This is a genomic window from Rhizobium sp. MHM7A (assembly GCF_005862215.1).
GTDB classification, from domain to species: Bacteria; Pseudomonadota; Alphaproteobacteria; order Rhizobiales; family Rhizobiaceae; genus Rhizobium; species Rhizobium bangladeshense.
Window position 1 is genome coordinate 1 of record NZ_VCHT01000037.1, and the last position, 11,567, is coordinate 11,567.

Here is an 11,567-nt window from a genome sequence, read left to right on the forward strand (position 1 = left end):
TCCTGGCATCTAAGCCGAAGTCAGGCAGAAATTCCACTTATCCCCGCTGTGCAGATTTCCCGAGCCAGCTCTTTCCCCCGCGCGCCAACGCGATCGAACCAGCCGGCGATCAATCTCCCGGACAAAGGGATCAGCAGATCGCTGCAATCAGCAGAGACGGGCGAATGAAATGGCAGGCCTCCACCGGCTACGGCAAGCGCTCGCTGGTCGAGACTGCCATCGGCCGATACAAGTCCATCATCGGGCGGCGTCTGCGGGCTCGGTCGTTTCACGCTCAGCAGACGGAAGTGGCCATCGGCTGCGCCGCCCTCAATCGTATGCTTGCATGCGCACGCCCTAAATCCATCCGCCGCAATGGACCGACCACATAGATAGCCCCATCACAGATCCAGATCCGCTCAAGTCCAGATCCATGCACCAACGCCCTTCTCAATGTGATGACGACGGCTGGCATTGTATTTGAAAGGCATGACTAAACGACAAAAGCTGTTGCGGTTCCCTCCTGCCTAACTCAGAACGCTAAACGTACCGTGCACCAACGCCCCATTTCTGGGACTGATGATCATTCCTCCTCTTGTGAAGGGAGGTAAATCTCAAGCACCCCGCGGGACCCATTAAGCCGTCCGACCTGAACCACCAAGTCGATTGTGCGCTTAGCATACGTGATAACCTCGCCATGGGTAAGTCTAATCCCCGAGCGCATCACCATTAGCGCAAGGCGGTCAAATGCTAGCGCGGGGCTATCAGCATGGATGGTAGTAATGGCCCCAGGGTGACCGGTGTTGATTGCTTCGAGAAAGTCATAGGCCTCTACGCCGCGGACTTCTCCGACGATGATGCGATCCGGCCGCATGCGCAGGCAGCTTTCAAGCAGCTTGGAAGGCATCCGTGCGGACTTGTCCTTCCGGTCGGATATCAACCCCACTTGGTTGCGATGGGGTGGGAAGAGCTCCTGTGCGTCCTCAATGGTGATCAGGCGTTCATTGTGGTCCATCATGGAAATCAGCGAGCGCGCGATCGTTGTTTTGCCCGAGGAGGTGCCACCGGATACCAGCACGTTGAACCTCTCCTCGATTGCCTGCCGGAACAGACCCTGCAGGTCGCCGTCGCGCGCCATCTTAGCAATCGCCCTGTGTCGGCGGCGGCGCTGCGCATCGACTCGTATCTGTCCGCCGTTGACGAAGCCGATATCCTTCGTCGCCAGCGCGTGTGTTAAGTATTTGCGGATCGACAACGATACGCCGTCTTCGATCGCTGGTTCGACCACGATTTGAACGCGCAGTGGGTGCCCCCAGACCATGACCCGGCCGGAAACAATCGGATGCAAGGCGCCAAGTGTGTTGCGGGTGTCGCCGGCAAGCTGCGCACCTAGCCGCTTAATGGCATGGGGCGACAGCGGCACGTCGATCTCGTGCATGTATTCGGCACCCGCGGCTTCGATGAAGATTGAGCCGTTTGGATTGATCACAAGCTCGTTGACGCGGTCATCGACCAGAAACTCTCTCAGAGGGCTCAGATATTGCTCCACGTAGGAGATTTCGCGATTCTTCGGAACATAATTCATCTGAATACAAGATCTCGATTTACGAGAACCCGGATCTCCTCACCTTGCGGAATTTTAATGGCCGGCGGTAGCGAAAGATACTGATCAAGGACGCCCCTTGCCTGGTCGCTCGCCGTGTCGCTCATCTGTCCCGCGTCCTGGCCGCCGCCGACCTTGGAGGTCGTGCCGGATTTAGACTGGCTGTTGCGGTTGGACAGTATCGAAGGAAGGGAGGTGATGGCGCTGATGAGGATGGCGGCCCCGAATTTCGTGCCATAACGGTTGTTCACATTACCTTCCGTGCCCGACCGCCCAAGTGTGTCCGCGCCGGTGGAACCAAGCGCGATCGATTGTCCCGAAGGCGTAATCGCTCGGTTCCATGCAATCAGGACGCGCCTCTGAGCGAGGTTGACGTCGTTGTTGAACTCACCGATCAAAATGGTTCCAGAGGGCATCAGAACGCGCGCTCCATCAAATGAATAAACAGGTTCCATCACCTGTGCACGAATATTGCCAGGCAGCTCCGTATCGATCGCAGTTTCGAGCACGGCTGAGATAATGGTTCCTTGCACCACTGTGTGCGAGGGATCAGGCAGCGGCCGCGAAACAGACGTCTGGTACGTGCTGCTGGCAGCCGTCTTTAGGAACCGCGCGTTTTGGTTCTGGTCAGTTGCCGATTTATCGCTCTCAGTGGTCGCAGGTCCATCAGCCGCGTCGACAACCACCGAGCCGGATTCACGCTGCATCTTGTCGAGTTTCTGGCGCTCCTTGAGCTCGCCCGACTGCAGCTTTCCCGCCTCTTCCGCTCGCTCGGCAGCGGCTCTCAACCGGGCGTTTTCTTCGGTCATTGCCTTGCGCTCATCTTCAAACTGCCGCTTCGTATTCTCGTTGTAGCGGGTAATCAGCGCCTCAATTTCTCCAGAGGAGACGCTGCCTTGCTTCTTGCGCTCGAGTTCAGCAATCTGATTCTGTAGCGCGTTGATCTTTGCTTTCCAGGCCGCGTTAGGATCTAACTCCTTCTTTTCAGGTTCCGTGCTCGCGGGTACGGCGAAATCGAGATGAACTGGTCGATGAGAATCTTTCTCAACTTCCATATCGACCTTAGAAACCGCCTGGTCGTTGTCGCGGCCGATCCCCAGGACCTTTAGGGCAGCCGTCGGCCCAGCGACCGCGAAGAACAATACCACGGCCCCTCCCATCAAGCCCGCCGACATTATGAGCCTTGCATTAGTTGCGCCGCTCGTACCACGTGTCTGTCGTGCGCGGCGAGCGTTGACGAGCCCGCTGCGTTCCCTTGCACTGTGTTCAGAGTCCGTCGACTCGATGCCATCATCGCGAATAGGGCCAATGCGGTGATCGTTTTCCGACATGACTCGCCTTTCATCTAACCGTGACGTTTCTGTTGAGCCGCGTGGGGCCGGTACGACCGATGCACACGGACTCGTTGCCTATACGCATGATCCAGTAATCGCTCGTTCCATCAACGATGATCTGGTTTGCATTGGTGCGGGAGTTGATCAGCTGTTCCTTGTTGCCCGGTCCCACCTTAAAAACGGCCGGGCGAGGAGCGCCTTCAGGCAGGAAGAACATCGTCTGCCGGCCGTCGTCTTGGACCCAGCGTGGTCGAAATGCGGCCTCACCCGAGAACAGGTAGTCCGCGCGAAGGTGGTCCGGTCTCAAGGAGGCGTCGCTATTCTGCTTCGGCTTCTCTTCGTCTGCATAGGTGAAGATCGAACGGAAGAGGGGTGCAGCATTAGCACCGCCCGTGAATTCACCCATGGAACGAAGCTCAAATGTATAGACCCGTCTGTTGGTATAGATGGTCATGTTGGTCGTGGCCGAGGGAAGCGTCGGTTTGATGCTGACGACGTTTCCGGCCTTGAGCTTAACCACTTCCCAGGATGCACTGTCGCCGATAAGGATAGACTCGACTTCCTCGCTCTGCGAAAGCTGCAGCGCTGTAACCGATTTGAGATAAAGGTCGAGCCGATAGACTTTGTTTTCATTGTAGGCGAAACGCCGAATGCGCGGATCGCTGGCCGGCGCTGGCGCCGCGGGTTTTTGTCGTAGTGCGGAGACGGATTCGGTCGCGGAGATGGGCGTTTGATCGGCGAGGGCCGCGCCCGCACTCAGAAGTAGCAGAACTGCGGTGTGCTTGAACATGGTGTCGGTTCCTCTCGTGCTGGAATTCTAGCCGTTAGTTTCGGCATCGATCCGGTATGAAAGGACGATAAAGCCGAGGGGATTCTTCCAAACCTCCTCAAGCTTGGCATTTTCCTTCGGCTGGAACGAATAGCCCAACGTCGCCATAAAGCTGCGCTCGGCTGTTTCTCGGCCTTTCTCCTCGCGGAACTTAGTGATACGCACCCGTGCGAGATCGGGTGCGTTGCGATGGGAAACCGGGTTGATAGAAATCGATTTTACGGTTACCCGGACACGCACGCCTGTTCCGTAGATCGTCGGCGGATATTGTGGCGAGTTGGACGTCCACAGCTGGGCCAATGTCTCAGCAGCATTATCCTTCGAACGTGCCATGACGTCCAAAATGCGAGTGCTGTTGTCGGCCTGGTCGTAGGTTTCGCGGTCGACGACATAGGATACAAGCTCAGCCTGCAGCACTGCATCTTGCTGATCGAGGGAGGCCGGGCGAACTTGCACTAGTTTTTCCGCCTGGCCGGTGGTCTTGTCGACCATCACCACAAAAGGTTTGGTGTCTTTGAGCGGGAGGATTGCCAAAAGGCACCCCAACGAGAGGAGTGCCGCGCCGATCGAGCCGACAGCGACTTTCGCCCAGTTGTTGCGCTGCTGGCGAAGCGTGAAGAATATTTCCTCCTCATAGGCGTTTTGAATATTCGTCTTTACCATGTCGACACCCATATTCTTGAAATGCTTGACTGATGAAAGGGTTGATCCCTGCCTGTTCGGCCGGCTTCCCGCCGGAACTAGATGCCTGTGGAGTCGGACCCCACGGAGGAGGATTGAGAGCGGACGCCTGAGATATAGCCTCTAAGGTCTCCGCGCCGCCGCTTGACGACGCGGCGTTGGACCCGGAAGCGATTCTTTTCTAAAGTTTGGCTTATGACTCATGCTGCCGTCGCCGCCAGGTTTCCTTGCGATCATTGGAGTGTCGACCAAGCGCCGCGAATTGGGACCTTTGATCGGCTGTAGCGGAGCCCCCCGCGCTGTTAGGGGCGACTGGTGCGCCGCCAGAACGATTTTCATTTCTCCTACGTTCTTCTTTTCTCTTTCTGTAATATTCAACTCCCTTTCCGATAACGTGAGGAGCAAGGCCCACGCCCCCGACGGCAACGGACGCAGACGCCAGTGTATGCGCCATAGTCGGGAGTCGGAACAGCAGGACTAGCACCGCTATCATAAAGAAGATGAAGCCGGCGAAACTGAAATCGGCTGCACCGCGTGGCGCGGCCTCCGCAAGCAAATGGCCGGCGAGATAGAGAACAATTGCCATCAGGCAGCCGAGAAGGAGCGGTATGATGGCAAAACCGATTAGAAGGCTAACCCAGTTTTGGAAATACTGCCTCGTTCTCTCCCACATGAACATCATGATGCCGAGCGGAGCCATGCTCACAGCCATGATAAGGCCTGCTTTAGCGATCAGCACAACCGCCATACATGTTGCAACGAATACGCCGCCGACGACGAACACGAAGCTACCCAAGACGATATTGCGAAGAGACCTTCCGACGTGCCAGATTGAGAAGTCGGCATGGAGAAGGTCCCCGGCGATCCATAGGATGGCATGACCGAATTCGTCCATCGCTACATAAGTCTTGGCCTCGCCGGCCGCCCTGCTGATTCTCGCGGGATCGAGGATTTCCGGCCTCAGTGTTTCGATATCCTTCGCAACCGCCTCCACGAGCAGGTTCGAATACCCTTGTGTAACCCCTGTCAGGGCATCGTAGACCGGACTGAAATTGCTCCAAAGGGTGGCGAAACTTACGACTAAGATGTATGTCACGGCCCAACTAAAGTACGTCGAGTAGTTTATTTTCTGTATCTGCAATACGTGGTTCAATGCTATGAAAAGCAGAGCCACGAGGCCGACCGACGCCGTCAGTTTCCTGACGGGAGCCGCCACGGCCGTGAACACGGCCTGCAGGTAATCGACGGTCGTCCCGTCGATCTGCGCTCCTATATATTGAATAAGTCCCACGGCATCACCTATTGAAGTCCTTAAGGACGTCACTCCCATCATCCGTGCTCTCGTCGCTTGCCAACATCATGAAATAGCTGCTGACGATGGAGGTGACCGCCGACTGCGTTCTTAGGTTTTCATTGGTTTGCTGCGTAAGCTCGATCACCGCACGCGTGTTGATGTCGATGCTAGTCTTGAGATCCTTGCTTGCCTGAACGGCCGCGATGTAGTCGTTTACCCGCTCCATGCTCTCATTGGCACGCTTGTAGGAGCTTTCAGCTACGGAGCCGGCGATCGCGCCTTTAGCCGCGAGCTGAGCGAGCACCTTATTGCTCGGTAGCTCGTCGTCCTTGAGCGCAAATGCTTTGTCGAGAGAGAAGGCGCTACGGAAATGGGTTAACGCTGCCAGGAGATCCGGTGGACCATCGGCGGCGCCATTCAAGGCGCTGTCTGCCATTTCCTTGAGGCCTTCGCCGCCCTGGCGGGCAGCGACTTCGTCCGGTCCGTTCATAAGCGGAATGGTCTTTGGACCAGTCTGCCCGTTACGAATAACATCAAGCGCCGTCTTCTGGTTCTGGACTGCCGTGAACATCTGAGTAATGCCCCCGCCCATGATGCGAGACAACTGGACGAGCTTCATGATTTGCTCGATTGAAACCTGGTCATGGGTCTCCTGGACACCGGGGGGGCCGTCCGGCACACCCCCGACGGCAGGTTCCGGCAGTGGAGTGACGGCGCCCTGCGCATGGGCGACCACAGCAGACCCACCTGGTTGAAAAAGAAGGATCGAAATAGCCAGTGGGCTGGCTCGAAGATGCCGTTTCATACCCATGCTCCTCTTGAAAGTCCGCTTGCGCCTTCCCACTGACAGGCGCAGTGGTTTTTGCGTTCAGCCGGCACGGACTGGCAGGAGCTCAGGCCGCAGACCAGCACTGCGATCACAACTAAAAGCTCCTTCATTGCAACATCTCCATCTGAAAATCCGGTCTGTCGCGCCAGCCTGCGATCGCTTTTTGGCCGCGGCCGCCGCCAAGCACGTCAATACCTTTGCCGATCGCGACGAGATCGAAGTCGAGCACAACGCTGTCACTGCCGGATTTGAGCAGCACGAGATGGTTGTCGACATTGCTCATCTGAAGGAATGCGCTTTCCGTGGGCGTCAGATGCAGGGGGGCGAGTTCCGCCGCCGTGTTGAAAGAGCTTGTATAAACAAGACGCGTGACAGCGCTTTCCAGAATGGCATCGCCGGCAGCGCTATTCTTGATATGGGAAACCCGCTGGGTGAGCAGGACGACAGCAACGTTCTTCTTGCGCATCGTCAGCATCCAGTCCTTCAACCGCGCCTCGAAATAGGGATTGTCGAGGAGCTTCCAGGCCTCGTCAAGGACGAGCAACGTCGGATGCTCATCCTCGACGAGCCGTTCCACACGGCGAAAGACGTAGCTTAGCCAGGCGGTGCGCACGACGTCATTGTCGAAGATCTCCGTCAGGTCAAATGCCGTCAGACGGTTGTCGAAGGCGAGCGGGTCCAACCCCTTTCCGCCGAACAGCCAACCGAATTGACCGGTCTCGTCCCACCGCCCGAGTCGGTTGTACAAATCTCCGTCGTCATCGGTGGCGCGAAGCTGACTGCGGAATTGCTCGAGGTTCTGCAACCGCGGATCGGCCGTGGTATTGGCCTGCACCGCGTCGCTGAGGGCCTGGATCTGTACCGGATTGAGCTTTCCTCCGTCGTTTTCCGTCAGCGCCGCCAGCCAGTCCATAAGCCATGCCGCGCCGCGACTGTCGGCCTCTGCGCGCATCGGGTTAAAACCCGTTTCGTCACCCATGCGCACCGCCGAATAGCACCCGCCCATGGCACGCACCGCCATTTCGAAACCGTTGTCCTTGTCGAATAGAATGGTTCGAGCGCCGAGCCTCTGGGCTTGGCTTATCAGGAACGCCGTACCAAGCGTCTTGCCTGAGCCGGTCTGCCCCAGAACGAGCGTGTGGCCGACAGTGCGCTGGCCTGGCTTTCCGGGCAGGTGGAAATTGAAGCGGAAGGTCTCGCCACGCGCAGTGGGAAATATGGTGACGGCGTCGCCCCAAGGGCACTTGTCGGGTGGGCTGCCTTTTGACTGGCCGTGCATGGCGCAAAGCTGCGCGAAGTTCTGCGAGGAGATCATCGCGGGTCTAGTCCGGTACGCGAAATTCCCGGGATGCTGCGCAAAATATACGACGCGGGAGGAGAAATTCTCGCGAACAATCGCCGATCCCGCATCCTGCATGGCGCGCGCCACATAGGCCATGGCGCCGTCCAGCTCTTTGAGACTGTCACAGAACACAGCGACACTGCAGTGATGGTCTCCGAAGATCACCCGACCAGAGGCGACATCGTCTTCCGCCTCTTCGAGTTGTGCCATGAGCGATATGGCGGCATCTTCCGCCGCGCGCATCTGCTTTCTCACCCGGGCGATCTTGCCCTGCGCCGATATTGGATCGATTGGAGTAAAGCTCTGACTGACTACGGTGTCGTAGGGCAAGTTCAGCCGGTCGAGGATTCCAGGATAGGTCTCAGCCGGGTAGTCCTTGACGGAAACGATGGTTCCGAACCGGCGTCGTGCTGGATCCGTTCCTTCGCATTCAAAAACGGGACCCTGAAAGGTTATTTGCGAGCTGGCCAGGAGGTCGGCCACTGGCAGGAATTTGGTGCCGGGAATAAGACTTCCGCCAGAACCGTCTATCAGAGTACGGAGTAGGCCGAGCCAACGGCCGTCGGAGACCGTCAGGCGGCTGGGCCCAGCTTCACCGACACCAACCATGCAGGTGTTGATCATCTGGTCGAGGCGCAGCGCCCGCGCTTTGACCTCATGGCGGCTGTGGACGTCCCTGCCACCGAATAGCGACAGGAACTTGGCGGTCTTCCGGGGCGGCCGGATTACCAGCGTGACCACCGTCACTCGATCTCGAAGGCCGACCGTTTGCAGGTATCCTTGCCAGCGGCGATCGATTTCCTCATTGAAAGGATGGCCGCCAACCGGCGGCATCGTCGGCCGGGTCTCAACCGAAATTCGATGGACATAATAAGCGACATCGCTCCGCTGTTGTGCGATGAAGCGCGAAAACGCGTTGCACAATTCGACGGTATGGAAGCTATCGACAGTTTCCGCATTGATGCCCTCTACAACGAAGGAACCCATCAGGTCGCCATCGCGCAACATCAATGTGACGTCGTCAACCGCGCTCAAATAGGGCAAACCGCTGACCAGCATTTCGCCCTTTTCCGAGCGTTTGATGGCAAGGCTGCGGGTAGCTCGCGTAGCTGGCCTTTCAAGCACGGTACACCAGCCCTTCGCCACGCAGAAGTTTTGGACTCATCCGCGTCCGCTGCACGGTAGCGATGAAGACACTGATGATCTTGGGATCGTACGCCGCAAGACCGCGAAGGGCGACATAGCCTACCCCGCCCGTGATCAAGAGATACACGAATGAGCGCGTGATGATGAAGCCAAGCATGACCGTGGCAATCAGCACGACCAGATACATGATCGGCAGTCCGGCGAAGCTGACCTCGCGGGTCAGGCCTATAAACAGCGGTGTACGTTCCATGAGCGTTAATCCGAAAAATGTCCTCGCCCGGCCCACGGCATGAGGAGGGGAGGCTTAGGCCCCAGCGCATCAGGGCGGCGTTAGTTGGCGGTGATGCCACTTACAAAGGTTGCGGCGCCAAAAACGATGGCGATGCCGATTATGATCGACACCGCAAATGTCCAGTCCATGCGGCCGGTCATGAAGGAGAAGCCGACGGCGATCACGGCCAGGGCAGAGATGGCGACGCCGATCGGTCCAGTGACTGCTTCGACGATCGCTTGCAGAAAGCTCGTAACGCCAGAAAAGTCTTGCGCGGCGCTGGGATTGCTAGACAAAAGAATCATTGTGACGATCATCGCAACGTGTTTCGGAGGGTTTTTGTTGAGGAGATATTTCTTGAAGTATCCCATCTTTTCTCTTTCATAGTTAGTCGATTTGAATTGCTACGTTCAGGCTCCTGAAGAGTGTACCACCCATCTCCTGGCGGTGGCGTCCCCTCAGTGCATCGCATTCCGGAAGTCGCGCCATGTCTAGAGTGTCGCTGGCGTTGAGCGACGCCTCCTGTGGGGCTGGGCTGAAGGGCTTCGGTTCGTATGCAACAGCGCCCGGCGCGGAGTTCATATTGTTGAAAATGTCGGACACGTATTGCTGCGTCTCCCGGTAGGGCGGTATAGCGCCGTATTTCCGCACGGCCTCAGGACCGGCGTTATAGGCTGCGAGAGCAAGCTCTGATGAACCGAACTGATGGAGCATCGCCGTAAGGTATCGCGCGGCGCCCTCGAGATTGTCCCGGGCCGAAAGGACGTCGCAAACGCCGAGTTCTCGGGCGGTGTCTGGCATCAACTGCCCCAGTCCTTTGGCGCCTGCAGCGGATATGGCTTCGGGATCGAAGTTGCTTTCCCGCTGAATCATCGTAGCGAAAAGCAATACAAACGATTCCCGGTCCAGCCTTGAGCGTGCTACCCCGGCGGCACCTGCATACCTGCGACCGACCTCGAGTGTCAGCCTTCGCATGCGGGTTTGTCGCGCTGATAGTTTCGTCGACAGCTTGCGAGGCTTAGGTAAGCGTAAGCGGTGTTCGATGAGCCTTCCAGCTTTTAAATCCGCTATTTTGCTGGGCCCACTGCCTCGATACAAAATGGAAGGCGCGTCCAAGATCACTGAAGTAGTGGCCTGATAGTTAGTCGCTGCCGTGAAGGAAGTACTGGAGAATTTTTTAGCAAAAATCGTCGGATTGTCGGCGATACTTGCCTTCGGCGCGTCCGCAGAGACGCCGCTGAATGGCACGATCATGTCATTACCAAGTTGGTGAAACACTTCTGCACGGCTGGAAATTGGCTGACCAAGCGGCAAGAACAGAAGCATGAGCGCCGCCCCACTTAGGGTACAAATCTTGCAACGTGTATTCTCCCTTATTTGAAATGGCATGGGATAAATTTCCTGAATATTCTGTCGTGCTGACAGAGCCTGTCTCACCACATAATCATTCCGCGAATGGTGCGCCTCCCGTGATGAACGTCAATGCATTTCAGTGTTGCAATTGTAATATGGCTGCCGCGGTCCGTTCCAGTATCGAGTTCGCACCTCTTCGTGCAGGGCGGCAGACCTTCAGGGGGGCGCGACTGCAAATGCAAGGACGTGGTTACCGCTCAATCAATGTGACAGTACCGAAATGAGCGCTACCCCTCCCCGCCCGATCTGATCTTGCAACCCGGACCAGCCGCTCAGATCGGGGCTGGTCGTCCACCGTGGGACAGCCCAAAGTGACCTTTTAAACTTGCGCTGAAGCGGACATTCCAACTCTTCCGGATGACGTCCCAGGGAGTGGTTGTCTATTCGCATCCGGTTAGTCAAGGTTGCTTTGGCCATTCGCTCTCTTCGCCGTTGCGAGGGGCGACAGCGGAGTTCGATGGGGTTGCACCTCAGGGTCGTAGTCTGATTCAGAGCTATCCGGAGGCCGGGAGCAGGGTTGTCTGCGCGGTCGACAAAATGTCGCCGCATGATGGGTCTTCGCAGGTAGGACCTTCCTATGTGTAGCGCGCAGTCTCGAACGAGCTGCAGCCACTCACCAGCGGAATGATCCAACCGACGTCCGCGGCAGGGACGCTCAGTGCGTCAAACGAGGTTTGACGTTCTGAGGGAAGAAGGCTGGCGGTCGCTTATGCGGTGGCGCCAACCGATGCGTTGAAGACTTCTCCTGTCCTGAGCATGCTGTGCAGGCGATGTCACGTTGTGAGCGGCTTAACGGTTGTCGGATAATGGGTTGGGATGAACAGTCCTGCCGTCAGCTACAAGAAC

10 protein-coding genes and 1 pseudogene are annotated in these 11,567 nt (G+C 57.3%); 1 reads left to right on the plus strand and 10 read right to left on the minus strand.

Annotation, left to right across the window (positions count from 1 at the left end; translation table 11 throughout):
- Nucleotides 1-371 (plus strand): annotated as a pseudogene (locus tag FFR93_RS39645) (hypothetical protein); the annotation flags it as partial.
- 191 nt (nt 372-562) lie between these two features.
- On the opposite strand, the gene virB11 reads toward FFR93_RS39645, so the two are convergent.
- The 10 genes from virB11 to FFR93_RS39695 all read right to left on the minus strand — a co-directional run bounded on the left by virB11 (nt 563) and on the right by FFR93_RS39695 (nt 10,697).
- Nucleotides 563-1,564 carry a P-type DNA transfer ATPase VirB11 gene (virB11, locus tag FFR93_RS39650; protein WP_011654614.1) on the minus strand — a complete coding sequence of 334 codons (1,002 nt, stop codon included), beginning with the start codon at nt 1,562-1,564 and terminating at the stop codon, nt 563-565.
- Nucleotides 1,561-2,913: a TrbI/VirB10 family protein gene (locus tag FFR93_RS39655; RefSeq protein ID WP_138397144.1), complete on the minus strand. Its 1,353-nt coding sequence runs from the start codon at nt 2,911-2,913 to the stop codon at nt 1,561-1,563. Before FFR93_RS39655 ends, virB11 begins: the two co-directional genes overlap by 4 nt.
- A 10-nt stretch (nt 2,914-2,923) precedes the next feature.
- Nucleotides 2,924-3,706: a TrbG/VirB9 family P-type conjugative transfer protein gene (locus FFR93_RS39660; RefSeq protein WP_138397145.1), complete on the minus strand. Its 783-nt coding sequence runs from the start codon at nt 3,704-3,706 to the stop codon at nt 2,924-2,926.
- Nucleotides 3,707-3,733: 27 nt separating this feature from the next.
- Nucleotides 3,734-4,408, minus strand: a complete 675-nt coding sequence (locus tag FFR93_RS39665) for a type IV secretion system protein (protein ID WP_138397146.1) — start codon at nt 4,406-4,408, stop codon at nt 3,734-3,736.
- 211 nt (nt 4,409-4,619) lie between these two features.
- Nucleotides 4,620-5,759 (minus strand): type IV secretion system protein, encoded by a 1,140-nt coding sequence (locus FFR93_RS39670; protein ID WP_246661423.1) that lies wholly within the window; start codon nt 5,757-5,759, stop codon nt 4,620-4,622.
- Nucleotides 5,722-6,525 (minus strand): type IV secretion system protein, encoded by an 804-nt coding sequence (locus tag FFR93_RS39675; RefSeq protein WP_165586643.1) that lies wholly within the window; start codon nt 6,523-6,525, stop codon nt 5,722-5,724. The genes FFR93_RS39670 and FFR93_RS39675 overlap by 38 nt, the downstream gene beginning before the upstream one ends.
- A gap of 130 nt (nt 6,526-6,655) precedes the next feature.
- Nucleotides 6,656-8,950: a type IV secretion protein gene (locus FFR93_RS39680; protein WP_246661424.1), complete on the minus strand. Its 2,295-nt coding sequence runs from the start codon at nt 8,948-8,950 to the stop codon at nt 6,656-6,658.
- Nucleotides 8,951-9,008: 58 nt separating this feature from the next.
- The gene (locus FFR93_RS39685) at nt 9,009-9,287 is read right to left on the minus strand and encodes a VirB3 family type IV secretion system protein (protein ID WP_138397149.1); all 279 of its coding nucleotides are present in this window, start codon (nt 9,285-9,287) and stop codon (nt 9,009-9,011) included.
- An 80-nt stretch (nt 9,288-9,367) separates the two neighbouring features.
- Nucleotides 9,368-9,679, minus strand: coding sequence for a TrbC/VirB2 family protein (locus FFR93_RS39690; RefSeq protein WP_138397150.1), 312 nt, complete (start codon nt 9,677-9,679; stop codon nt 9,368-9,370).
- Between the two features lie 16 nt (nt 9,680-9,695).
- Nucleotides 9,696-10,697, minus strand: coding sequence for a lytic transglycosylase domain-containing protein (locus FFR93_RS39695; protein ID WP_138397151.1), 1,002 nt, complete (start codon nt 10,695-10,697; stop codon nt 9,696-9,698).
- Between the last annotated feature and the right edge of the window lie 870 nt (nt 10,698-11,567).